The organism is Dankookia sp. GCM10030260, from assembly GCF_042666655.1.
In the GTDB taxonomy this organism is placed as follows: Bacteria; Pseudomonadota; Alphaproteobacteria; order Acetobacterales; family Acetobacteraceae; genus Paracraurococcus.
Map to the genome: position 1 here is coordinate 503,813 of NZ_JBHTDE010000002.1, position 20,908 is coordinate 524,720.

Consider the following 20,908-nt stretch of genomic DNA (forward strand, 5'->3'; position numbering starts at 1 on the left):
GCCGCAACGGTCAGGGCCGGCCCGCCCCGCCGAGCCGCCGCGCCGCGGCCGGCCGGTGCACCCCGGGGGCCAGCACCCGGTCGATCGCCGCCGCCAGCTCATCCTGCCGGTAGGGCTTGGTCAGCCGCGGCAGGTCGGAAGGCGTGGCGCCGCTGGCCAGGTCGACCAAGCCGCTCGCCAGCACGACCGGCAGCCCGGGGCGAAGCCGCCGCGCCGCCAGCGCGACCTCGAGCCCGGTCATGCCCGGCATGGCGTAGTCGGTCAGCAGCAGGTCCACCGGCGTGCCCTGCGCCAGGATCGCCAGCGCCCTGGGGCCGCAATCCGCCTCCAGCACGCTGTGGCCCAGATCCTCCAGCATGTCGGCGGTGCTGCGGATGATCAGCGGGTCGTCGTCGACCAGCAGGATGTGCGACGGCGGCGCCACCGCCGCCGCCGATCCGGGCTGGGCGACGACCTCCGCGCCCGCGGCGGTGGCGGCGGCAGTGGCGGCCGGCAGCAGCAGCTCGGCGGTGGTGCCCTCGCCGGGCAGGCTGCGCAGCCGCAGGTCGCCGCCGAGCTGCCGCGCCACGCCATGCACCATCGACAGCCCGAGCCCGGTGCCCTGGCCGATCGGCTTGGTGGAGAAGAAGGGCTCCACCGCCCGGGCCAGGGTGGCGGCATCCATCCCGCTGCCGGTATCCGTGACCTGCAGCCGCAGGTAGCAGGTCGCGTCGCCCGGCAGGTCCGCCCCGGTCCCCGGCACCGCCGCATCGAGGCAGACGGTCAGCCGGCCGCCCTCCGGCATCGCGTCGCGCGCGTTGACCGCCAGGTTCAGCACGGCGAGTTCCAGCTGATTGGGGTCGGCCATGGCCCTGGGCAGGTCCGCCGCCACCTCGACCACCAGCTCGACCCGTGGCCCGAGCGAGCGGCGCAGCAGGTCGCCCATCCCGACCAGCAAGGCGGCCAAGTCCACCGGCTCGGGCCGCAGGTCCTGGCGGCGGGCGAAGGCCAGCAGCCGCTGGGTCAGCGCCGCGCCGCGCTGGGCGCCCTGGGTCGCGCCCTCGATCAGCCGCTGGATGCGGGCATCGTCGGCGGGCAGCCGCTTGCGCAGCAGCGCCAGGTTGCCGAGCACCGCCATCAGCAGGTTGTTGAAGTCGTGCGCCACGCCGCCGGTGAGCTGGCCGATCGCCTCCACCTTCTGCGACTGGCGCAGCTGCGCCTCGACCCGTTCGCGCTCGGCCATCTGCTCGGTCAGCCGTTCGTTGGCCTCGCGCAGCGCCCGGGTCCGCTCGGCGACGCGGTCCTCCAGCAGGGCGTTGGCGCGCTGCAGCGCCTCCTCGGCGCGGCGCACCTCCTCCAGCCGGGCGCGCGCCTCGTATTGCCGGCGGCGGCCGCGCAGCGCCGCGCGCACCACGCTGACCAGCGTGGTCGGGTGGAACGGGCGTTCGAGGAAGGACACGTTGCCGAGCACCCCCCAGAGCCGCACGGCGGCCGGGTTGCGTTCCGGCCCGCCGCCGCGGCCGGTGAGCAGCACGAACGGGAAATCGGACCAGGCCGGCTGCTGCGCCAGCAGCGCCGCGACCGGGCCGAGATCGGCGTCGCGGAAGGCTTCCTCGGCCACCACCGCGAGGCCGGCGCCCGCCTGCATCGCCGCGAGCAGCGCCGGCACGCCGCCGACCGGCGTCGCGCCGATTCCGGCTTCCTGCAGCAGCGCCGCGGCCAGGGGCGCGTCGCGGCCGCGCGGCGCCAGGACCAGGGCGCGTTCGGACAGCGAGGTGCTGGTCGGGGTCACGCGCGGTCTTCGTCGAGCAGCGGCCCGTCGCCGCCGACATAGACCGGCACGCCGCGCAGCACCCCCTGGAAGGACGCGACCGGTGCGCCGATGGTCAGGCCGCGGCCGTCGATGCGGAACTCGCGGATCGTGTCCTCGTGCGCGCCGCCGCGCTTCTTGATGACCGAGATGGCACGGCGGACCCGGCCCATGGCCTCGAAGTAGCGCAGCAGGATGACGGTATCGGCCAGGTAGGTGACGTCCACCGATACCGTCATGCTGCCGACCAGCCCGTGCTGCGCGACCGGCAGGAAGGTCGTGGCGCCCTGCCGGTTCAGGTATTGCAGCAATTCGTGGATGTGCAGGATGAGGTCGCGCGCATCCGGCATCGCCGCATTGTAGCCATTCAGGCTGTCGATCACGACGGTGCGGATGCCGGCGGCATCCACCGCTCGGCGGACCCGGTGGGCGAATTCGCCGGGAGAGAGTTCGGCCGCGTCCACCTGTTCCAGCAACAGGCTGCCGCTGGCCCGCATCGCCATCAGGTCGAAACCCATCCCCTTCGCCCGGTCGATCAGCAGGCCTATCTCCTCGTCGAAGACGAAGAACGCCGCCTTCTCCCCGCGCGCCACGCTGGCGGCGACGAATTGCAGGCAGATCAGCGACTTGCCCGCCCCGGCGGGGCCGAGCAGCAAGATGCTCGAGCCGCGTTCCACCCCGCCGCCGAGGATCTGGTCCAGCTCGGCGATGCCGCTGCTTTGCTTCTCGCGGACGAAATCGACGCGGTGCTCAGCGGCGACGAGCCGGGGGAAGACGCGCACGCCGCCGGTCTCGATGGCGAAGTCGTGGAAGCCGCCGCGATAGGCCTGGCCGCGATACTTGATGACCCGCAGCCGCCGGCGCTCGGCGCCGTAGGTGGGCGACAGCTCCTCCAGCCGGATCACCCCGTGCGCCAGGCTGTGCACGGTCTTGTCCTGGGTGTCGGTAGTCAGGTCGTCGAGCATCAGGACGGTGGCGCCGAGCCGGGTGAACTGGTGCTTCATCGCCAGGATCTGCCGGCGGTAGCGCAGCGAGCTCTGCGCCAGCAGGCGGATCTCGGACAGGCTGTCGAGCACGACGCGGGTCGGCCGGCCGCGCTCCACCGCCTCGAAGACCAGCCGCGTGGTCTCGCCGAGCTCGAGGTCGGAGGAATAGAGCAGGCTCTGCTGCTGGTCGGCGTCGAGCAGGCTCTCGGGCGGCACCAGCTCGAAGACCTCGACCTCGGGCCGCAGCGTCCAGCCATGCGAGGCGGCGCCGTCGCGCAGCTCGGCGTCGGTCTCGGACAGGGTGATGTAGAGCCCGCGCTCGCCCTGCGCCGCGCCTTCCTGCAGGAAGCGCAGGGCGATGGTGGTCTTGCCGGTGCCGGGACTGCCTTCCAGCAGGTAGACATGGCCCTGCGTCAGGCCGCCGGCCAGGACATCGTCCAGCCCGGCGATGCCGAAGCGGGCCTTGGTGCGGGGGGGGGGTGGGGGCGGACATCATCGCGGCATTCCTTGGGCAGGAGCTGCGTCCGGCAGCCCGCGGCAGCGACCGGCCGCGGCACGGTGCGGCGGCGTGCCGGCGGCGGCGTGGCCGTCCTGACGGTCGAAACCTGGGACGGCGGCGAGGCGCTGCCAAGCAGAAGCATGGGGCAACCGACGATCCATCGAAGTCGTGCGCATCCGGCCGGGCCGGTGGCCATGACCGGCCGGCCCGTGAGCGGCGCCGCGGGGCGCGCGACGCACGGATTCGGACAAAGCGGCGGGGCCGATCATGCGCGCCGCGCCGCCCTGGCCCCGACGGCTTTCCGGCATCCCGGAGGCGCCGTGGCGACCGGCCGCGGGATTTTGGAATTGAGCCGGCTCAAGCCGGCAAACGGGCTCAAGCCGGTTGAAGCGACGGCGGGGTGGACCCGGGGGAAAGCCGCGGGCGGCAAGGCGCCGTGCGGCGGGCGGCCTTTGGCCTTGAGGAATTGAGCGTCCGAAGCGGGGTTCCGCGGGCGTGCCGGCGGACAAAGCGACGATGTGGCCTGCGCTGGGCCAGGGCCGCGGCGACGGGCGGGTGCGGGAATGATCATGCGCCGGCCTCCTGCTCAAACGCGCCAGGATAGCAGGAAAATAATCTCATACGCAAGTCCTGTGTCAAGGCCGGCCGCCCGACCATCGGTTGGCGCAAACCCAGGATGATCCGATAATGTAACATATCCTAACGCTGCGTTCGGCCGCTGGCCAGCCTTGCCGGGATGCCGCGAGCGTTGTCCCGCGCGCGCCGGCTGCCGCCCTGCGCGGATCGCGCCCCAGGCGCGCCTGCCGCGCTCGTCGCGTCTCCAGCCGGCCGGCACGGCATGCGTCGTCCGCACGATGGACGGCCGCGGCCAGCGGCGCATGGTCCTCGCCACCGCCTGCCCGAGCCCAGGCTGCGTCGCCGGCGACGGCGGGCCGCCAGCTCGGAGGCTCCGGTGGAGTGTCATCGCCATCGCCTGCCCCCTTGGACCCTGCGAAACCTGCGGCCAGGCGCGCGGCGGTCCTGGCGGCTAACGCCACTTTATCGTCGTGCGTTCCGAAGGGCAGGCCGCTATCGCCGCCGGCGATCCGGGCCTGCGCTCAGCTCAGCGGCACCGCCACATGCTTGGCATAGGCCGGCCGCGCCAGCAGCCGCTCGTACCAGCCGCGCAGCCGGGGCAGTTCCGCCCGCGCGATCGGCAGCGCGTACCAGCGGTGCAGGAAGCCGCCGATCGCCATGTCGGCGATGCTGAACTCGCCGGCGAGGAAGTCCCGCCCCTCGAGCTGCGCCTCGACGATCCGCCACAGCCGCTCCGCCGCGTCGCGCGCCTTCGCCACCGCCGCCATGTCGCGCTCGGCCTCGGGGGTACGGACCAGCGCCCAGAACACCACCCGCATCGGCTCGTTCATCGAGGCCAGCGTCCAGTCCATCCAGCGCTCGACGTCGGCGCGGGCTTCCGGGGCTTCGCAGTAGAAGGCATTGCCGCCGGGCTGGGTGCGGCAGAGATAGCGCAGGATCGAATGGCTCTCCCACAGCGAATAGCCATGCGGCATCACCAGGGTCGGCACCGTGGCGTTGGGGTTCATCGCCGCGTAGTCGGGATCGCGGGTGCGGCCGAAGGCGCCGCCGGCCTCGATCCGCTCGAACGGGATGGCCAGCTCGTCCAGCAGCCAGAGCACCTTCATGACGTTGACCGAACTCGCCCGGCCCCAGACCGTGAGGATCCGCGCCATGGTCAGGTCATCGCCACGGCGACATGCGCCACGAAGCCGGGATGCTCGGCCTGCAGCCGGGCATAGTAGGCCTCCAGGTTCGGCATCGGCGCGCGGGCGATCGGCAGGGCGAACCAGCGGTGCAGGTAGGGGCCGAGCGCGATGTCGGCCAGCGAGAAGCCGCCGGCCAGGTAGTCGCGCCCCTGCAACTGGCGGTCGACGATCCGCCACAGCGCCTCGGCCTCGTCGCGCGCGCGGGCCGTCGCCGCCATGTCGCGCTTCGCCTCGGGGGTGCGGACATAGGTGAAGAAGATCGTGGTCATCGGCCCGGAGAGCGTCGCCAGCTGCCAGTCCATCCAGCGCTCCACGTCGCCGCGGCCTTTCGGCGCGGTCGGGTGGATCGGGTCGCCCGGGGTCCGGGTGGCGACCAGGTAGCGGAGGATCGAGTTGCTCTCCCAGAGGCTGTAGCCGTCCGGCTCCTCGATGGTGGGGACGCGGGCGTTGGGGTTCATCGCCAGGTAGGCAGGCTCGGTGGTGCGGCCGAATTCGCCGCCGGCGTCGATCCGTTCGTAGGGGATCGACAATTCCTCGCAGAGCCAGAGCACCTTCATGACGTTGCTCGAGCTGGTGCGGCCCCAGATCTTCAGCATGACGCATCCCCTTGCCGGTTGGCGCCGAGCCTAACACCGGGTCGCCGCCGTCCCCAAACCGCGGCGGGTTGCAAGGGCCGGGGGGGCAGGGGAGAAGGGCGGGATGTTCCCGATGCTGCTTGTCGCGGCCCTGGCCGCCGCCGCGCCGATCTTCGCCCGCGCCAGCGAGGGGATCTGGGGCATCGCCCCCTGCGCGCTCTGCCTGTGGCAGCGCTGGCCCTACTGGGTGGCGGCGGCGCTGGCCCTGGCCGCGGCGGCCTGGCCGCGCGGGCGGCGGCTGCTGGGCGGGCTGGCCCTGGTCGCCGTGCTGGCCTCGGGCGCCGTCGGCGGCTTCCACGTGGGCGTCGAGCAGGGCTGGTGGCCTTCCCCGCTGCCGGGCTGCCAGGCGCCGCGCGCGGGTTCGGGCGGCAGCGTCGAGGACATGCTGCGCGCCCTGTCGGCGGCGCCGTCCAAGCCCTGCGACGCGCCGACCTACCTTGTCCCCGGCCTGCCGGTCTCGATGGCGGCGATGAATGTCCTGTATGCGCTTGGCCTTTCGGGGCTCGGCCTCATCTTGTGGCGGAGAGGAGCCAAAGCATGACCCGCAAGACCGCCGAGGGCCGCCTGCCCGGCGACCCCACCGCCCGCCAGTACGTGGAACGGGTGATCCGCGTCGACCATGCCGGGGAATACGGCGCCAAGCGCATCTACCAGGGCCAGCTGGCGGTGCTGCGCGGCACCAAGTGGGAGCCCATCATCCGGCACATGCAGGCCCAGGAGCAGGTGCATCTCGACACCTTCTCCGGCCTGATCGCCAAGCGCCGGGTTCGGCCGACCGCGCTGCTGCCGGTCTGGCACGTCGCCGGCTTCGCCCTGGGGGCGGCAACGGCGCTGCTCGGCCACCGCGCGGCGATGGCTTGCACGGTGGCGGTCGAAGAGGCGATCGACGAGCACTACCAGGCGCAGGAGGCGGCGCTCGGCGACGACGAGGCGGCGCTGCGCGGCCATGTCGAGCAGTTCCGCGCCGAGGAACTGGAGCACCGCGACACCGGCCTGGCGCACGAGGCCGAGCTGACCCCCGGCTACCGGCTGCTGAGCGCGGCGATCAAGGCGGGCTGCAAGGTGGCGATCAAGGTCAGCGAGCGGGTCTGATGCAGACCCTGCCCCTGCCGGAAGCCGATGCCGCGACGAAGGCCACCATCAAGGACTGGCTGGCCCGCTTCGCCGCCTGCGTGCGGGAGGTGGACTACGCCAGCGCCTACCCCTTCTGGCACGACGCCATCGTCATCTTCGGCACCTTCCAGGAGCTGGTCCGCAGCCGGCAGGCCTGGACGGATACCCAGTGGGACAATGTCTGGCCGCGCACCGAGGACTTCGCCTTCGACCTGGCGAACACCGAGGTGCTGGCCTCGCCCGACGGCGCCATGGCGGTGGCCGTCACCCCCTGGACGAGCACCGGCTTCCACGAGGACGGCACCAGCTTCCCGAGGCCGGGGCGCGCCACCATCGTGCTGGCGCGGCAGCCGGACGGGCGCTGGGTCGGGGTGCACAGCCACATGTCGCTGGGGAAGGGCGTGCCGCAGGACAGCCATGGGAGCCGCCCGGTCAAGGCACGGTAGTTGTCGCCCGCCGCCGGCTGGGCCACGCTCCGGCGAAAGACGCCGGAGAGACCGCCATGCCCGTGGACCCGCAGATTCAGGCGCTGCTCGATGCCGGGCGGCACCTGCCGCGCACCGAGAGCCTGACGCCGGCCGCAGCCCGCGCCCAGTACGCGGCGCGCGTCGCCGTCATGGCGCCGCCGGCCAAGGTGGCGCGGGTCGAGGAGCGGGAGATCGCCGGGCCTGACGGCGCGCCGCTCAAGCTGCGGGTGTACACGCCGCCAGGGCAGGGGCCTTTCCCGCTGCTGGTCTTCTACCATGGCAGCGGCTTCGTGCTCTGCAGCCTCGACACGCATGACGGCATCTGCCGCAACCTCTCCGCCGGGGCGGGCTGCGTCGTCGTCTCGGTGGACTACCGGCTGGCGCCGGAGCACCGCTTCCCGGCAGGGCTGGAGGACTGCCTTTCGGCCACCCGCTGGTGCGCGGAGAATGCCGCGGCGCTCGGCGCCGACGCGGCGCGGCTGGTGGTCGGCGGCGACAGCGCCGGCGGCAACCTGGCGGCCGTCGTGGCACTCCGGCTGCGCGACGAGGGCGGGCCGCGGCCGGTCGGGCAGATGCTGCTCTACCCCGTCACCGACTGGCACACGCCCGGCTGGCCCTCCTATGCCGAGAATGCCGAGGGCTACGGCCTCACCCGGGCGACGATGGAGTGGTTCTGGGGCCATTATTTGGCCGACCCGGCGCGCGAGGCCGCCCACCCGCATGCCGCGCCGATCCGCGCCGCAAGCCTCGCCGGCCTGCCGCCAGCCCTGGTCACCACCGCGGAGTACGACCCGCTGCGCGACGAGGGCGAGGCCTATGCGGCGAAGCTGGCCGAAGCCGGCGTGCCGGTCGCCTGCACCCGCTGGCTCGGGCTGAACCACGGCTTCTATTTCTGGGCGGGGAAGGTGGACCGCGCCTCCGCCGCGCTGGCCGAGGCGGCCGGCTGGTTGCGCGAGGTCTTCGCGGGGCGCCCGCCGGGGTGGGCGAAGACGGAACGCTGATGAAGCAAGATTGCGGAGGGAAAAGTATTCCCTCCCCAAGCCCCACCCTTCCTTTTCGTGAGTCTGGCATTCGCCGCGCGGCAAGTGCCGAATCCCAGAAATAGATGAGGGGTCCGGGGAGAATACCTTGTCCCCGGCCTTGCCTCAGCTCTCCAGCTCGGAATCCCAGTACAGGTAGTCCCGCCAGCTCTCATGCAGGTAGTTCGGCGGGAAGGCCCTCCCGTTCTCCTGCAGCTCCCAGCTGGTCGGCTGCCTTGGCGTCTGCCGCGGCAGCATGTTGCACTCGCGCGGCAGCTTGTTGCCCTTGCGCAGGTTGCAGGGCCCGCAGGCGGTGCAGACATTCTCCCAGGTCGTGCGGCCGCCGCGGCTGCGCGGGATCACGTGGTCGAAGGTCAGGTCGTGCGTCGGCCGGTGGTCGCCGCAATACTGGCAGGCGAAGTGGTCGCGCAGGAAGACGTTGAACCGGGTGAAGGCCGGCCGCCGGGCCGAGGGGATGTATTCCTTCAGCGCGATCACGCTGGGCAGCCGCATGGTCAGCGTCGGCGAATGGACCTCGGCCTCGTACTCGTTCAGCACCGAGACGCGATCGAGGAACACGGCCTTCACCGCATCCTGCCAGGACCAGATCGACAACGGGAAATAGGAGAGCGGGCGGAAATCCGCGTTCAGCACGAGGGCCGGGAAGGACTGGCCACCGATGAAGCTACCGCCGTCAGGCAATCGCCGCTCCTATGCAGGGCGGGGCCGACTACAACTAGGGGCCGTGACAACGAGTGAGCCCCATATGCTGTGGCGCCGCCGTGTACTGCGGCATTCTTGCCAGTCCGTGGCCGAGTCCGCAAGGCGCGCGGTCCGCGCCGCGCGGCCTTTCATGCTTTCGTCACGCAGCCGTGGGCCGGGCGAAGGCTGCTTCCAGCCAGCGCTGGCCTGCCGTGAGGCCGGCGTCGTCGATGCCATGCGCGAGGCCGGGGCGATACAGCGCCTCGACCGGGATGCCGGCCCGGCGCAGCGCCTGCTCGGCGGCACGGGTCGCCTGGACCGGGACGATGTCGTCCGCCTCGCCATGCACCAGCAGCACCGGCGGGCGGCTGACGACCTCGGCGGCCAGCTGCTCCGGCGCCAGCAGCGCGCCGGAATAGCCGAGGATGGCGGCCGGCGGCACCGCGCGGCGCAGCCCGGCATACAGCGCCATCATGCAGCCCTGGCTGAACCCGGCCAGCGCCAGGGCGGTGCCGGGCAGGCCGAGGCGCGCCAATTCGGCGTCGAGGAAGGCGTCCAGCGCGCTGCGCGCCGCCATGGCGCCGGTGGCCATGACCACCGGGTGGCGGTCCTGCAGGCTGAACCACTGCCGCCCATAGGGGCCCATGTCGCAGGCCTCCGGCGCGTCGGGGGCGACGAAGGCGGCGTGCGGGAGCGCATCCGCCCATCGCGTGCCGAGGTCGATCAGGTCCTGCCCGTCGGCGCCGAGGCCGTGCAGCAGCACCACCAGCTGCTGCGCCGGACCGCCGGCGGCCGGCCCCATCCGCGGTCCATCGAGGGTGGCCATGCATCTTGCTCCCATGCCTGCCGCCCCGCTACGCGCATCGGGCGATGCCAGCAACCGCAAGCCTGCGTCACCTGTTGCCCGACCTGCCGCGCGGCGCGGTGACGCGCTTCGCGCCGAGCCCGACCGGCCTGCTGCATCTTGGCCATGCGCATGCGGCGATCTTCGCGGCGAGGCTGGCCGAGGCGGCGGGCGGGCGCTTCCTGCTGCGGCTGGAGGATATCGACCCCGGTCGCTGCCGGCCGGAATACGCCGCGGCGACCGGGCAGGACCTGGCCTGGCTGGGGCTCGACTGGGAAGGCCCGGTGCGGGTGCAGTCGGCGCATCTGCCGGAGTACCGCGCGGCGCTGGACCGGCTGGCCGGGCAGGGGCTGCTCTATCCCTGCTTCTGCACGCGCGCCGACATCCAGCGGGAGATCGCCGCGGCGGGGCAGGCGCCGCATGGTCCGGACGGCGCGCTCTACCCCGGCACCTGCCGGCGGCTGGCACCGGCCGAGCGCACCGCGCGGATCGCCGGCGGCGAGGCCCATGCGCTGCGGCTCGACATGGCGGTGGCGCTGGCCGTGGCGCCGGCGGATCTCTCCTTCCACGAACTGGGCGAGGGGTGGCTGCGCTGCGACCCGGGGCCCTTCGGCGACGTGGTGCTGGCGCGGAAGGAGGTGCCGGCAAGCTACCATCTCTGCGTCACGCATGACGACGCGCTGCAGGGGGTGACGCTGGTGACGCGCGGGGTGGACCTGAAGCCGGCGACGCATCTGCACCGGCTGCTGCAGGCGCTGCTCGGCTGGCCGGAGCCGGCCTATGCGCATCATGGGCTGCTGCTGGGGGCGGATGGGAAACGGCTGGCGAAGCGGGACGGGGCGCCGACGCTGCGGGCGCTGCGCGAGGCGGGGCGGAGCGCGGCGGCGGTGCGGGCGATGGCCGGCTGGTAGCGGGGACCCTCGACCGCCGCAGCCTTTCCATCCGGCTGGCCGGCATGGACGCCGCCCCCGCTTCCCGCACCCGCTGGCAGGGCCTCGGCGCCTTGGTGCCGGCGGTGCGCGGGCAGGCACCGCCCCGGGAACCTGCCGACACCCTTCTCGCTGGATGAGCCGAGCCGGGGCACGCGGCGGAGGGCGTTCGGATGGGTGGGACGATCTGGCACTGTCACGTCGCCGTTTCCCTGGACGGTCGGATCGCCCGCCCGGACGGCTCCGTCGACGACTGGCTCGCGGCGGACTACCCGGCCGAGGATTTCGGCTTCGACGCCTTCCTCGCCGGCGTCGACGCCATCCTGATGGGCCGCGCGACCTACGACACGGTCCGCCGCTTCGGCGACTGGCCCTATCCCGGCAAGCCCACGACCGTGCTGACCACGCGGCCGCTGGACGATCCGCCCCCGGCCGGCGTGGAGGCCCGCTCCGGCGACCTCGCCACGATCGTCGCCGAACTCGAGGCCCGTGGCCATGGCCGCATCTGGATCGAGGGCGGCGGCCAGGTCGTGCGGTCCATGCTGGCGATCGGCAAGCTCGACGTGCTGGAGTTGGCGGTGATCCCCATCATCCTGGGCGACGGCATCCCGCTCTTCCCGCCCGGCACCGGCGAGGCGAAGCTCCGGCTCACCCGCTGCGAGACCAAGGCGAAGGGCGCGCTGCACCTCGTCTACGAGCGCCTGGGCTGACCGCGCGAACGCCGCCCGGTCTTCAAGCCGCGATGTTGTCCAGCAGCCGCACGCTGCCCAGCCGCGCCGCGACGATCAGCCTTCCCGGCAGCATGGCGGTCTCCCGCAATGTCTCCGGCTCGACCAGCGCCAGGTAGTCCACCACGAAGCCCGCCCCGCCCAGCCCGGCCCGCGCATCGCCCAGCGCCGCCGCGGCCGGCTGGCCCGCGGCCAGGCCCCGCGCCGCCTCCTGCAGCGCCGCATGGACCCTTGGCGCGAGCGCGCGTTCCGCCGGCGCCAGGAAGCGGTTGCGGGAGGACATGGCCAGCCCGTCCGCCTCCCGCACCGTCGGGCAGCCGATGATCCGCGTCGGGATGTCGAGGTCGGCGACCATCCGCCGCACCACCTGCAACTGCTGCCAGTCCTTCTCGCCGAACAGCGCGACGCGCGCCCCGGTCTGCAGGAACAGCTTGGCGCAGACCGTGGCGACGCCACGGAAATGCCCCGGCCGCGCGGCGCCCTCCCAGCCGGCGGAGGGCCCCTCGACCTCGATCGTCGTCGCGCGGCCGGGCGGGTACATCGCCTCGACCCCCGGCAGCCAGGCCAGGTCGCAGCCGGCCGCCTCCAGCGCCGCCAGGTCGCCCGCCTCGTCGCGCGGGTAGCGCGAGAGGTCCTCGTTCGGGCCGAATTGCAGCGGGTTGACGAAGATCGAGGCGGCGACCGCGCCGCCCGGCCCTACCGCCCGCCGCGCGGCGGCAACCAGCGAGACATGCCCCGCATGCAGCGCTCCCATGGTCGGGACGAGGGCCAGCGGGCCGAGCCGTTCGGCCTCGGCGCGCAGGGTCGGCAGGTCGCGGGCGATACGCATGCCCGCGCATGTGGCGCAGTCGGTGCCGCTCGGCAAGCCTAGCCGGCCTCGCCGAGGAAGCCGCGCAGCGCGGCGATGGTCGCCGCCGGCTGCCCCTCCATCAGCCAGTGGCCAAACTCCGGGATCACCACCTCCCGCACGTCCTCGGCCGCGGCGCGCATCACCGCGGCCATGGTCGGCCCGAAGGAGGCCGCTCCGCCGATCGCCAGCACCGGCATGCGGAGCTTGCCGCGGGCGAGGAAGGCCTGATTGTCCAGGGCGTCCTGCCCGAAGGCGGCGAATGGCTCGAACCCCGCATGCATGGCGCCGGGCAGGGCGTAGAGCGCGGCGTCGTGCGCCCGCGCCGCCTCGCCGAAGCGGGCGGGATCGGCGGAGAACTCGTTCCAGAAGCGGTCGAGGGAGATCCGCCCCCGTCCCGCCACCAGGCGTCCGGCATCCGGCCTGCGGAAGGAGGAATGCCACAGCGCCGGGCTGCGGAGGATCGCCTCCCACGGCCCGATCCCGGGCAGCGGCACGTCCAGGAGGGCGGATCGGGCGATGCGGTCCGGATGCTGCGCGGCCAGCGCATAGCCGACCATGTTGCCGATGTCGTGGGTGACCAGCGCCGCCCGTTCGACGCCCAGCGCATCGGGCAGCCCGGCCATGTCCTGGCCCTGCGTCTTCTTGTCGTAGCCGACATCGGGCCGCTCGGAGAGGCCCATGCCGCGCAGGTCGGGCACGATGACGCGGCGCCTGGGCGCGAGCTCGGCCGCGAGCGGCGCCCACATGTCGCCGGTCTCGCCGTGGCCGTGCAGCAGCAGCGCGGCGGGGCCGCGGCCGCCGGTCCGCACAGGCAGCGTGGTGCCGTTGGTGGGGATGCGGTGGGTCTCGAAATCCTCGGGGAAGCGGGAGGGGCCGGCTGACATCGGCATGCGGATGCCTCGCCGGGGCAGGAAGCGCCGGCGGCGCCTCTGCTGGCCCGGTGGGCGCATGATGCGGCGTCCCGGCGCCTGCGCCGGCGCCGCGCGCATTGCACCGCGGCACGGCCCGCCGTATCGCCGCCGCATGACCCAGCCCGCCATGCCCCACCCGCTGCTCCGCCTGCTGCCGCGCCACGACCAGCGGGTGAAGGCCGGCCACCCCTGGGCCTTCTCCAACGAGATCGCCATGACCCCGGCGGCGAAGGCGCTGCCGCCCGGCGGCGCAATTCGGCTGGAAGGCGATGACGGCTGGCACCACGGCACCTGGAGCTTCAACCCGCACAGCCTGATCGCCGCCCGCCGGCTGGACCGCGACCCGGGCGCCGTGCTCGACCTGGACTGGGCGAAGCGCCGGCTGGGCACCGCGCTGGCGCTGCGGGAGAAGCTCTACGACACGCCCTACTACCGGCTGGTCCATGCCGAGGCCGATGGCCTGCCCGGCCTCGTCATCGACCGCTACGGCGACGCCCTGGCGCTGCAGGCCAACACCGCGGGGATGGAGGCGCTGACGCCGCTGCTGGTGGCGGCGCTGCGCGACCTGGTCTCGCCGCGCCTGATCGTCGGCCGCAACGACGCCGCCGTCCGCACGCTGGAGGGGCTGGCGGAAAGCGTCGCACCGCTGCTCGGCACGGATACCGAGGCGCATGTCGAGGAGGGGGGCCTGGGCTTCTCCGTCGACCTGCTGGGCGGGCAGAAGACCGGCTGGTTCTACGACCAGCGGGAGAACCGCGACCGCGTCGCGCGGCTGGCCCGCGGCGCCACGGTGCTGGACGCCTTCTGCCACACCGGCGGCTTCGGCCTGCGCTGCGCCGCTTCGGGGGCCGCGCGGGTGACGCTGCTGGACCGCAGCGCGCATGCGCTGGAGCTGGCGATGCGGACGGCGGCGGCGAATGGCCTCGCCGACCGCGTCGAGGCGCGGAAGGCCGAGGCCCTGGAGGCCCTGGAGGCGATGGGTGCAGCCGGCACCCGCTTCGACATCGTCGTCGCCGACCCGCCGGCCTTCGCCAAGGCGCGCAAGGACCAGCCCCAGGCATTGCGCGGCTACGGCAAGCTGGCGCGGCTGGCGGCCACGCTGGTGGCGCCGGGTGGGTTCCTCTTCATCGCTTCCTGCAGCCACCACGTGGCGCCAGGCGATTTCGCCGATGCGGTGATCTGGGGCCTTGGCCGGGCCAGGCGGGATGCGAAATTGCTGTTCCAGGGCGGCGCCGGGCCGGACCACCCGGTGCATCCGCAGCTGCCGGAAAGCGCCTACCTGAAGGGCCTGCTGTTCCAGCTGGGATGAGCGCGCGGCTGCAGGCGGCCTACCGGCGCAGCGCCTACGAGGCGGCCGGCGCGGTCGCGCGGATCGGCCGGCGCAGCCGCGACGTCGATGCGCTGCTGCGCCGCCTCGGCGCCCGGCAGGGCGGCTTCGTCGGCGCCTGGAACCCGTTGAGCCGGCGCATGCCGCGCGGCTGGAACGACCGCATGCTGGCGCGGCTGCGGCTGGCCGCGCGGCGGCTGCCGCAGGCCGAGGGCAGCGGCGGCGACCGGCGCTGGCGCGAGCGGCACCTGCTGCTCGCCGGCGATCCGCGCCGCCTCGCCGCCCTGGGCCGCCGCTTCCGCCAGGCCGCCATCGTGATCGTGCGGCAGGGCGCGCCGGCGCGGCTGGTGGTCCTGCGCCCCGCGCCATAGCCTCCCCCGACCACCAACGGGGGAAACGCCATGCCGAAGCTCGACCGCATCGAGGCCGGCCATTACCGCATCCCGCTGCCTGTGGTGCTGACCGACAGCACCCATGGCGAGATGGCCGCCTTCGAGCTGATCACCTGCCGCGTCACCGATGCCGACGGCGCCGAGGGCGTGGGCTACACCTACACGGTCGGCCGCAACGGCGGCGCGGTGCACCACATCCTGGCGCGCGAGATCGGCGAACTCGCCGCCGGGCACGACGCCGACCGGATCGAGGCGCTGTGGCAGCATGTGTGGTGGGGCCTGCATTACGGCGGCCGCGGCGGGCCGGCGGTGCTCGCACAATCCGCCTTCGACATCGCCCTTTGGGACCTCAAGGCGAAGCGGGCCGGGGTCGCGCTGTGGCGGCTGCTCGGCGGGCACGACCCGCGCGTGCCCTGCTATGCCGGCGGCATCGACCTCGAGCTCTCGGCGGCCGAGCTGATCGCGCAGACCGACGGCAACCTCGAACGCGGCTTCCGCGCCATCAAGATGAAAGTCGGCAGGCCGCGGCTGTCGGAGGACGTCGCCAAGCTCGCCGCCATGCGGACGCATCTGGGCGAGGGCCTCCCGCTGATGGTCGATGCCAACATGCGCTGGACGGCGGATGCCGCCATCCGCGCCGCCCGCGCCTTCGCCCCGCACGATCCCTATTGGCTGGAGGAGCCGGTGCAGCCCGAGGACGTCGCCGGCCATGCCCGCGTAATGCGCGAGGGCGGCGTGCCGGTGGCGTCGGGGGAGAACCTGCGCAGCCTCTGGGATTTCCAGGCGCTGATCGCCGCCGGCGGGGTGAGCTTCCCCGAGCCCGACGTGACCAATTGCGGCGGCGTCACCGCCTTCATGAAGATCGCCCACCTGGCCGAGGCCTTCCATCTGCCGGTCACCAGCCATGGCGCGCATGACGTGACGGTGCAGCTATTGGCCGCCTGCCCGAACCGCTCCTACCTGGAGGCGCACGGCTTCGGCCTCGACCGCTACATCGCCGAGCCCTTGCGGATCGAGGAGGGCATGGCGGTGGCGCCGGACCGGCCGGGCCATGGCATCGGCTTCGACTGGGCGGGGCTGGAGAAGGTCCGCGCCTGAGGCATGATGCGGTGCAGCCCGGGGAGCACCGCATGACCGACGACCTGATCCGCCTGACCGCGACGGAGGCCGTGGCGCGCTTGAAGCGCCGCGAGGTCTCGCCGCTGGACCTGGTGGAGGCCGCCGCGGCGCGCATCGCCGCGGTGGAGCCGGCGGTGAACGCGCTGCCGACCCTCTGCCTCGACCGCGCCCGCGACCATGCGCGGCGGATCATGGCGGGGGAGGGGGCGGAGCGCGCCGGCGAGCCGGGCTGGCTCGGCGGCCTGCCGGTGACGATCAAGGACCTGACGGACGTCGCCGGGGTGCGCACGACCTATGGCTCGCCGATCTTCCGGGACCACGTGCCCACCACCTCGCACCCGGTGGTGCGGCGGATCGAGGCGCTCGGCGGCATCGTCATCGGCAAGTCCAACACGCCCGAATTCGGCGCCGGCGGCTCCACCTTCAACGAGGTCTTCGGCCGCACCCGCAACCCCTGGAACACGTCGCTGACCTGCGGCGGCAGCACCGGCGGCGGCGCGGTCAGCCTGGCGACCGGCGAGGCCTGGCTGGCCCAGGGCACCGACCATGCCGGCAGCCTGCGCCGGCCCGGCACCTATTGCAGCGTGGTCGGCATCCGGCCGAGCCCCGGGCGGGTCACGCGCGGAACGGTGAACAACCTGTTCTCGCCGCTCTCGGTCCAAGGCCCGATGGCGCGCAACATCCCCGACCTGGCGCTGTTCCTCGACACCATGGCGGGCTGGGACCCGGCCGACCCGCTGACCTACGACGCGCCGGCGGTCAGCTACGCGCAGGCCGTCGCCGGCACCGGCGCCTGGCGCCCCCGCGTCGCCTTCACGCTGGACTACGACGGCGCCCTGGCGGTGGACCGCGAGACCCGGGCGATCTGCGAGGCGGCGATCCGCCGCTTCGCCGAGCTCGGCTGCGTGGTCGAGGAGGTCTCGCCGGACCTCGGCGACCTGACCGAGGCGCTGCTGGTGCTGCGCAGCCAGCATTTCGTGGTGGACCGCGAGATCCAGCTGCGCGAGAAGCGCGACCTGCTGAAGCCCGACATCGTCTGGAACACCGAGCGTGGCCTCGCCGCGACGCCGAGCCAGCTCGCCTGGGCCGACCGCGAACGCGCCCGCTTCTATCGCGGGATGGGGCGGATCTTCGGCCGCTGCGACGTCTTCGTCACGCCCTCGGCGCCGACGCCCGCCTTCGACGTCATGCTGCGCGCGCCCGACAGCATCGCCGGCCGCAAGCTCGACAACTACATGGGCGGCTCGATGCTGAACGCCACCATGACCCTGGCCGGCAGCCCGGCCGTGGCCGTCCCCTGCGGCTTCGACCAGTATGGCCGTCCCGTGGGGCTGCAGGTCGCAGCACCTTCGCGGCGGGAGGATGCGGCCTTGCGCGCTGCGGCGCTGTTCGAGCAGGCGAGCGGTCTCGACCGGCTGCTGCCGATCGACCCAAGGCCGGGGGTGGTGCCGCCGCCGGAGACGTGAGCCGCCGCCCCGGTGCAGCCCGGGCCGCACGGCCCCACATGCCCGGCGGAAACGGGAAGGACCCCGACATGGCCAGGATCCACTACAAGGTCGTCGCGCATGACGGCGGCTGGGCCTACAAGCTGGGCGACGTCTTCTCCGAGCCCTTCGCCACGCACGCCGCGGCGCTGGCCGCGGCCCGCCGCGTCGCCCGCGAGCAGCACGTGCCCGGCGACCCGGCGATGATCGAATTCGAGGACGAATCCGGCCGATGGCACACCGAATACTCGGCCGGGAACGATCGGCCGGACGCCGATGTGGTGAGCTGAACCCGGCTCACGCCGCCTTCAGGTGTTCCTTCAGCCGCGGCATCAACTCGACCAGGTTGCAGGGCCGGTGCCGCGCATCGAGCTGGAACAGCAGGATGTCGTCCCAGGCATCCTTGCAGGCGCCGGTGCTGCCCGGCAGCGCGAACAGGTAGGTCCCGTCGGCGACGCCGCCCAGCGCGCGCGACTGCATCGTGCTGGTGCCGATCTTCTGGTAGCTCAGCATGCGGAACAGCTCGCCGAAGCCCTCGATCTCCTTCTCAAGCACCCGCTTGAAGGCCTCCGGCGTCACGTCGCGGCCGGTGATGCCGGTCCCTCCCGTGGTGATGGCGCAATCGATCGCCGGGTCGACGATCCAGCGGCGCAGCACCGCCTCGATCGCATCGGCCTCGTCGCGGACGATCTCGCGCGCCACGCAGCGGTGGCCGGCCGCCTCGATCCGGTCCTGCAGGGTCTGCCCGGACCGGTCTGAGGCCAGGTCGCGGGTGTCGGAGACGGTCAGCACGGCGATGTTGACCGCGACGAAGGGCAGGCTTGGGTCGATCGGCATGGCGTGGCTCCGGCGGCGAGGCCCCCCTATGTCGACCCTCCGGGCGGCGGAATCCACCCCCCCGGCTGCATCGGACGACAAGGCCTCGCCGTTCGGCGCGCATATCCTCTACAAGGATGACAAACCACAGGATCAGGTCGATGACCGAGGCAACGGACGCCGTCTGGGTGAAGCCGATGATCGGGGAGCCTGCGCTCGTCGAGCCGCCCGAGGCTGCCGAAGGTCCCGGCGTGCTGGAAGGCCATATCCTCACCCTGCGCGACGGCCTGGCGGCGACCGCTGCCGCCGCGGCCGAGGCGCGCCGGCTGGCCGAGGAGCGGGCCGAGGCGCTGGCGGCGCTGGCACCACGGGTCGATGCGGCCGAGGCGGAGCGCGACGCGGCCCGGGCCGAGGCAACCGCGGCCACCGCGGCGCTGCATGCGGCCCGGTCCGACCTGCTGGCCCTGGCCAACCGGCGGCGCTGGGAGACCGTCGCGCATGCGGCGCAACGGGCCGAGGCCGCGGCCATGGCGCAGGCGGCGCGCGAGGCGCTGGCCGCGGCGACGGTGCGCTTCCAGACGGCCTCCCAGGCCATCGTGGCGCAGGCCGAATCCGAGGCGTCGGCGCTGCGCGGGCAGGTCGAGGCGGCGAATGCGGCGCGCGATGCCGCGCAGCGCGACCTGGCCCGCTGGCGGCGAGGCGGGCGACTGGCGCGGATGCTGCGGGCCTGGGGGTAAGGCCAGGAAGGAAGTACCCTCCCTGTTGGACGCCTGCGTCCGGCGGAGAGGGAATGCTTTCCCCTCCCCGACCTTGTCTGCCTCAGTGCAGGGTGCGGCCCCGGCTGCGCAGCATCGACAAGACCTCCCTGGTCTCGCTGAACCTGGGAAAGCCGCCCGCCGCAAGCTGGTCGAGGCTCGGCGCCGGCAGCCCCAGCCGCGAGGCGTAGATCCAGGAATAGGTCAGCACCTGCTGGACGAAGCCGCGGGTCTCATCGAAAGGGATGGCCTCGACGAAGAGGAAGGGGTCGTCCCTGTGGCCATGCGCCGGCAGCCATTTCAGCAGGCTGCCCGGCCCGGCATTGTAGGCCGCCAGCAGCCGGATCAGGTTGCCGTCCACGCCGTCGTGCCGCGCCAGGTAGTGCACGTAGCGCTGGCCGAGCTCGAGCGAATAGCCCGGGTCGTGCAGCCGCTGGGCGCCGTCGCCCTGCAGCGAGGGGTCGCGGGCGAGGTAGCTGGCGGTCGCCGGCATGATCTGCATCAGCCCGCGCGCCCCGGCCGGCGACACGGCGGCGGCGTTGAAGCGGCTCTCCTGCAGCGCCAGGGCATAGAGCAGCGCCGGGTCCACCCGGTAGCCGCCCTGCGGCACCAGCTTCGGCATGGGGAAGCGGGCGAAGTCGCGCGGCCTGCCATCCTCGGCCTGGGAGGCGGCGGCGAGCTGCGCCGTCAACCCGGTGAGATTGGCCTGGGAGGCCACGACCAGCATCGCCCGCACCAGCCCGGGATTGCGCCGCGCCTGGCCCCAGAGCTGGCGCAGCTCGGCCTCGGCCCGGGCGATCTGGCCGATCTGTAGCAGGGCCAGCGCCCGCCAGCCGCCGGCGGTCTCGGCGATAGCGGCGGCTTCGGCCTCGCCGGCCACCTCGCCTTCCCAGGCGAAGCCGGCGCCGAGCCCGAGGGTGCGGCGGGCGACCAGGCCGTAGAAGGTCCGCGGCTCCTGCGCTGCCTGCATCATCCAGGCGACATAGAGCTGTGGCTTGCGGGCCCTGACTGCGGCGCGGGCGGTCCAGAAGGCGGCCGCGGCGCGCAGGGCAGGGGCCGCCTGGTCGTTGCGCGCGGCGCGCTCGAAATAGGGCAGGGCGGTATCGTACTGGCCGAGCCCCCAGGCCGATAGGCCGGCGGCGAAGGCGGCGAGGCCGCTGGCCTCCCCGGCACGGGCGGCGTCGGCGGCGATGCGCAGCGCCTCCTCGTCCTGCCCGGCACGGAACAGGCCGATGGCGAGGTCGGCGCGCAGCAGGCCGGCATAGGCCGGGTTGATCGATTTCGACCGGGTGATCAGGGCCAGGCCGGCGGTGGCATTGCCCTCCCGCGCCCGGTCGCGCACGGCGCGGTCGAGGCCGGGGTTGCGGGCGACGCTGGCGAGAATGGGGGCGCGGTCCTCCGGCGCCAGGGCGGCTTCGGGCGACAGCGGCTCGGCGGCGGTCGGCGGGGCGGGCAGGGCGGCGCCGCGCGGCAACAGCCGGCCCAGCAAATCGTGCAGCCGCAGCGCTTCCGGATGGTCGGCATACTGCGCCAGCCAGGACTGCACCTCGGGCGCGGTGGCCGAAGGCTCGGCCCGCAGGTAGCGATCGGCCAGGACATGGCCCATCAGGCGCCTGTCGTCCAGGCGGTCGGCCTCGCGCGCCGCCGCGGCCAGATCGCCGCGCGACTGCAGTTCGAAGACGCGTCTCAACCGGGCGGCATCGGACGGAACCAACACCTGGGGCAGGCCGGGAACCCCGCCAGAGGTGGCGGGCCGGGGGACGCTCATGGCGGTTTGGTC

The 20,908-nt window shown here is 73.5% G+C and carries 22 protein-coding genes; 12 read left to right on the plus strand and 10 right to left on the minus strand.

The window, feature by feature from the left end:
* Nucleotides 1-10 precede the first annotated feature (10 nt).
* The 4 genes from ACFQS7_RS08850 to ACFQS7_RS08865 all read right to left on the minus strand — a co-directional run bounded on the left by ACFQS7_RS08850 (nucleotide 11) and on the right by ACFQS7_RS08865 (nucleotide 5,633).
* Nucleotides 11-1,771, minus strand: a complete 1,761-nt coding sequence (locus ACFQS7_RS08850; protein ID WP_380066677.1) for an ATP-binding protein — start codon at nucleotides 1,769-1,771, stop codon at nucleotides 11-13.
* The gene (locus ACFQS7_RS08855) at nucleotides 1,768-3,225 is read right to left on the minus strand and encodes an ATPase domain-containing protein (protein WP_380067234.1); all 1,458 of its coding nucleotides are present in this window, start codon (nucleotides 3,223-3,225) and stop codon (nucleotides 1,768-1,770) included. The genes ACFQS7_RS08850 and ACFQS7_RS08855 overlap by 4 nt, the downstream gene beginning before the upstream one ends.
* 1,146 nt (nucleotides 3,226-4,371) lie before the next feature.
* The gene (locus tag ACFQS7_RS08860) at nucleotides 4,372-5,004 is read right to left on the minus strand and encodes a glutathione S-transferase family protein (protein ID WP_380066678.1); all 633 of its coding nucleotides are present in this window, start codon (nucleotides 5,002-5,004) and stop codon (nucleotides 4,372-4,374) included.
* Between the two features lie 2 nt (nucleotides 5,005-5,006).
* Nucleotides 5,007-5,633: a glutathione S-transferase family protein gene (locus tag ACFQS7_RS08865; RefSeq protein ID WP_380066679.1), complete on the minus strand. Its 627-nt coding sequence runs from the start codon at nucleotides 5,631-5,633 to the stop codon at nucleotides 5,007-5,009.
* Nucleotides 5,634-5,736: 103 nt separating this feature from the next.
* Here ACFQS7_RS08865 and ACFQS7_RS08870 point away from each other — a divergent pair, with 103 nt between their 5' ends.
* The 4 genes from ACFQS7_RS08870 to ACFQS7_RS08885 are packed head-to-tail and all read left to right on the plus strand — an operon-like array spanning nucleotide 5,737 to nucleotide 8,253.
* Nucleotides 5,737-6,213, plus strand: coding sequence for a disulfide bond formation protein B (locus ACFQS7_RS08870; RefSeq protein ID WP_380066680.1), 477 nt, complete (start codon nucleotides 5,737-5,739; stop codon nucleotides 6,211-6,213).
* Complete coding sequence (locus tag ACFQS7_RS08875; protein WP_380066681.1) at nucleotides 6,210-6,764, plus strand: demethoxyubiquinone hydroxylase family protein; 555 nt, start codon at nucleotides 6,210-6,212, stop codon at nucleotides 6,762-6,764. Before ACFQS7_RS08870 ends, ACFQS7_RS08875 begins: the two co-directional genes overlap by 4 nt.
* Nucleotides 6,764-7,231 carry a YybH family protein gene (locus tag ACFQS7_RS08880; RefSeq protein WP_380066682.1) on the plus strand — a complete coding sequence of 156 codons (468 nt, stop codon included), beginning with the start codon at nucleotides 6,764-6,766 and terminating at the stop codon, nucleotides 7,229-7,231. Before ACFQS7_RS08875 ends, ACFQS7_RS08880 begins: the two co-directional genes overlap by 1 nt.
* A gap of 56 nt (nucleotides 7,232-7,287) precedes the next feature.
* The gene (locus ACFQS7_RS08885) at nucleotides 7,288-8,253 is read left to right on the plus strand and encodes an alpha/beta hydrolase (protein WP_380066683.1); all 966 of its coding nucleotides are present in this window, start codon (nucleotides 7,288-7,290) and stop codon (nucleotides 8,251-8,253) included.
* A 144-nt stretch (nucleotides 8,254-8,397) separates the two neighbouring features.
* Here ACFQS7_RS08885 and ACFQS7_RS08890 read toward each other — a convergent pair whose 3' ends face one another.
* Both ACFQS7_RS08890 and ACFQS7_RS08895 read right to left on the minus strand, forming a co-directional pair.
* Nucleotides 8,398-8,973 carry an HNH endonuclease gene (locus ACFQS7_RS08890; RefSeq protein WP_380066684.1) on the minus strand — a complete coding sequence of 192 codons (576 nt, stop codon included), beginning with the start codon at nucleotides 8,971-8,973 and terminating at the stop codon, nucleotides 8,398-8,400.
* 160 nt (nucleotides 8,974-9,133) lie between these two features.
* A complete protein-coding gene (locus ACFQS7_RS08895; protein WP_380066685.1) occupies nucleotides 9,134-9,799 on the minus strand; it encodes an alpha/beta hydrolase in 666 nt (221 codons plus the stop codon).
* Between the two features lie 83 nt (nucleotides 9,800-9,882).
* On the opposite strand from ACFQS7_RS08895, the gene gluQRS reads away from it, so the two are divergent.
* The gene (gluQRS, locus tag ACFQS7_RS08900) at nucleotides 9,883-10,728 is read left to right on the plus strand and encodes a tRNA glutamyl-Q(34) synthetase GluQRS (RefSeq protein WP_380067235.1); all 846 of its coding nucleotides are present in this window, start codon (nucleotides 9,883-9,885) and stop codon (nucleotides 10,726-10,728) included.
* Between the two features lie 191 nt (nucleotides 10,729-10,919).
* Nucleotides 10,920-11,456, plus strand: coding sequence for a dihydrofolate reductase family protein (locus tag ACFQS7_RS08905; RefSeq protein ID WP_380066686.1), 537 nt, complete (start codon nucleotides 10,920-10,922; stop codon nucleotides 11,454-11,456).
* 22 nt (nucleotides 11,457-11,478) lie between these two features.
* Here the strand turns inward: ACFQS7_RS08905 and panC are convergent, their stop codons facing one another.
* Both panC and ACFQS7_RS08915 read right to left on the minus strand, forming a co-directional pair.
* A complete protein-coding gene (gene panC, locus ACFQS7_RS08910) occupies nucleotides 11,479-12,303 on the minus strand; it encodes a pantoate--beta-alanine ligase (protein WP_380066687.1) in 825 nt (274 codons plus the stop codon).
* A 38-nt stretch (nucleotides 12,304-12,341) separates the two neighbouring features.
* Nucleotides 12,342-13,214 (minus strand): alpha/beta fold hydrolase, encoded by an 873-nt coding sequence (locus tag ACFQS7_RS08915; protein ID WP_380066688.1) that lies wholly within the window; start codon nucleotides 13,212-13,214, stop codon nucleotides 12,342-12,344.
* A 133-nt stretch (nucleotides 13,215-13,347) separates the two neighbouring features.
* On the opposite strand from ACFQS7_RS08915, the gene ACFQS7_RS08920 reads away from it, so the two are divergent.
* The 5 genes from ACFQS7_RS08920 to ACFQS7_RS08940 all read left to right on the plus strand — a co-directional run bounded on the left by ACFQS7_RS08920 (nucleotide 13,348) and on the right by ACFQS7_RS08940 (nucleotide 17,847).
* Nucleotides 13,348-14,544, plus strand: coding sequence for a class I SAM-dependent rRNA methyltransferase (locus tag ACFQS7_RS08920; protein WP_380066689.1), 1,197 nt, complete (start codon nucleotides 13,348-13,350; stop codon nucleotides 14,542-14,544).
* The gene (locus ACFQS7_RS08925) at nucleotides 14,541-14,933 is read left to right on the plus strand and encodes a DUF3293 domain-containing protein (RefSeq protein WP_380066690.1); all 393 of its coding nucleotides are present in this window, start codon (nucleotides 14,541-14,543) and stop codon (nucleotides 14,931-14,933) included. The genes ACFQS7_RS08920 and ACFQS7_RS08925 overlap by 4 nt, the downstream gene beginning before the upstream one ends.
* A gap of 30 nt (nucleotides 14,934-14,963) precedes the next feature.
* Nucleotides 14,964-16,052 (plus strand): mandelate racemase/muconate lactonizing enzyme family protein, encoded by a 1,089-nt coding sequence (locus tag ACFQS7_RS08930; protein ID WP_380066691.1) that lies wholly within the window; start codon nucleotides 14,964-14,966, stop codon nucleotides 16,050-16,052.
* A gap of 32 nt (nucleotides 16,053-16,084) precedes the next feature.
* Nucleotides 16,085-17,539: an amidase gene (locus ACFQS7_RS08935; protein WP_380066692.1), complete on the plus strand. Its 1,455-nt coding sequence runs from the start codon at nucleotides 16,085-16,087 to the stop codon at nucleotides 17,537-17,539.
* A 68-nt stretch (nucleotides 17,540-17,607) separates the two neighbouring features.
* Nucleotides 17,608-17,847: a DUF2188 domain-containing protein gene (locus tag ACFQS7_RS08940; protein ID WP_380066693.1), complete on the plus strand. Its 240-nt coding sequence runs from the start codon at nucleotides 17,608-17,610 to the stop codon at nucleotides 17,845-17,847.
* Between the two features lie 7 nt (nucleotides 17,848-17,854).
* On the opposite strand, the gene moaB is transcribed toward ACFQS7_RS08940, so the two are convergent.
* On the minus strand, nucleotides 17,855-18,394 hold the full coding sequence (moaB, locus tag ACFQS7_RS08945; RefSeq protein WP_380066694.1) for a molybdenum cofactor biosynthesis protein B: 540 nt from the start codon (nucleotides 18,392-18,394) through the stop codon (nucleotides 17,855-17,857).
* Nucleotides 18,395-18,534: 140 nt separating this feature from the next.
* Here moaB and ACFQS7_RS08950 point away from each other — a divergent pair, with 140 nt between their 5' ends.
* Nucleotides 18,535-19,110 (plus strand): hypothetical protein, encoded by a 576-nt coding sequence (locus ACFQS7_RS08950; RefSeq protein ID WP_380066695.1) that lies wholly within the window; start codon nucleotides 18,535-18,537, stop codon nucleotides 19,108-19,110.
* Nucleotides 19,111-19,192: 82 nt separating this feature from the next.
* On the opposite strand, the gene ACFQS7_RS08955 is transcribed toward ACFQS7_RS08950, so the two are convergent.
* On the minus strand, nucleotides 19,193-20,845 hold the full coding sequence (locus tag ACFQS7_RS08955; RefSeq protein ID WP_380066696.1) for a lytic transglycosylase domain-containing protein: 1,653 nt from the start codon (nucleotides 20,843-20,845) through the stop codon (nucleotides 19,193-19,195).
* Nucleotides 20,846-20,908: the final 63 nt, after the last annotated feature.

What these genes read in the sequence shown, in the direction of transcription:
- ACFQS7_RS08860 (WP_380066678.1), bottom strand. Translation starts at nt 5,004, where the DNA reads ATGGCGCGGATCCTCACGGTCTGGGGCCGGGCGAGTTCGGTCAACGTC.
- ACFQS7_RS08865 (WP_380066679.1), bottom strand. Translation starts at nt 5,633, where the DNA reads ATGCTGAAGATCTGGGGCCGCACCAGCTCGAGCAACGTCATGAAGGTG.
- ACFQS7_RS08870 (WP_380066680.1), top strand. Translation starts at nt 5,737, where the DNA reads ATGTTCCCGATGCTGCTTGTCGCGGCCCTGGCCGCCGCCGCGCCGATC.
- ACFQS7_RS08875 (WP_380066681.1), top strand. Translation starts at nt 6,210, where the DNA reads ATGACCCGCAAGACCGCCGAGGGCCGCCTGCCCGGCGACCCCACCGCC.
- ACFQS7_RS08880 (WP_380066682.1), top strand. Translation starts at nt 6,764, where the DNA reads ATGCAGACCCTGCCCCTGCCGGAAGCCGATGCCGCGACGAAGGCCACC.
- ACFQS7_RS08885 (WP_380066683.1), top strand. Translation starts at nt 7,288, where the DNA reads ATGCCCGTGGACCCGCAGATTCAGGCGCTGCTCGATGCCGGGCGGCAC.
- ACFQS7_RS08895 (WP_380066685.1), bottom strand. Translation starts at nt 9,799, where the DNA reads ATGGCCACCCTCGATGGACCGCGGATGGGGCCGGCCGCCGGCGGTCCG.
- ACFQS7_RS08905 (WP_380066686.1), top strand. Translation starts at nt 10,920, where the DNA reads ATGGGTGGGACGATCTGGCACTGTCACGTCGCCGTTTCCCTGGACGGT.
- panC (WP_380066687.1), bottom strand. Translation starts at nt 12,303, where the DNA reads ATGCGTATCGCCCGCGACCTGCCGACCCTGCGCGCCGAGGCCGAACGG.
- ACFQS7_RS08915 (WP_380066688.1), bottom strand. Translation starts at nt 13,214, where the DNA reads ATGCCGATGTCAGCCGGCCCCTCCCGCTTCCCCGAGGATTTCGAGACC.
- ACFQS7_RS08920 (WP_380066689.1), top strand. Translation starts at nt 13,348, where the DNA reads ATGACCCAGCCCGCCATGCCCCACCCGCTGCTCCGCCTGCTGCCGCGC.
- ACFQS7_RS08925 (WP_380066690.1), top strand. Translation starts at nt 14,541, where the DNA reads ATGAGCGCGCGGCTGCAGGCGGCCTACCGGCGCAGCGCCTACGAGGCG.
- ACFQS7_RS08930 (WP_380066691.1), top strand. Translation starts at nt 14,964, where the DNA reads ATGCCGAAGCTCGACCGCATCGAGGCCGGCCATTACCGCATCCCGCTG.
- ACFQS7_RS08935 (WP_380066692.1), top strand. Translation starts at nt 16,085, where the DNA reads ATGACCGACGACCTGATCCGCCTGACCGCGACGGAGGCCGTGGCGCGC.
- ACFQS7_RS08940 (WP_380066693.1), top strand. Translation starts at nt 17,608, where the DNA reads ATGGCCAGGATCCACTACAAGGTCGTCGCGCATGACGGCGGCTGGGCC.
- moaB (WP_380066694.1), bottom strand. Translation starts at nt 18,394, where the DNA reads ATGCCGATCGACCCAAGCCTGCCCTTCGTCGCGGTCAACATCGCCGTG.
- ACFQS7_RS08950 (WP_380066695.1), top strand. Translation starts at nt 18,535, where the DNA reads ATGACCGAGGCAACGGACGCCGTCTGGGTGAAGCCGATGATCGGGGAG.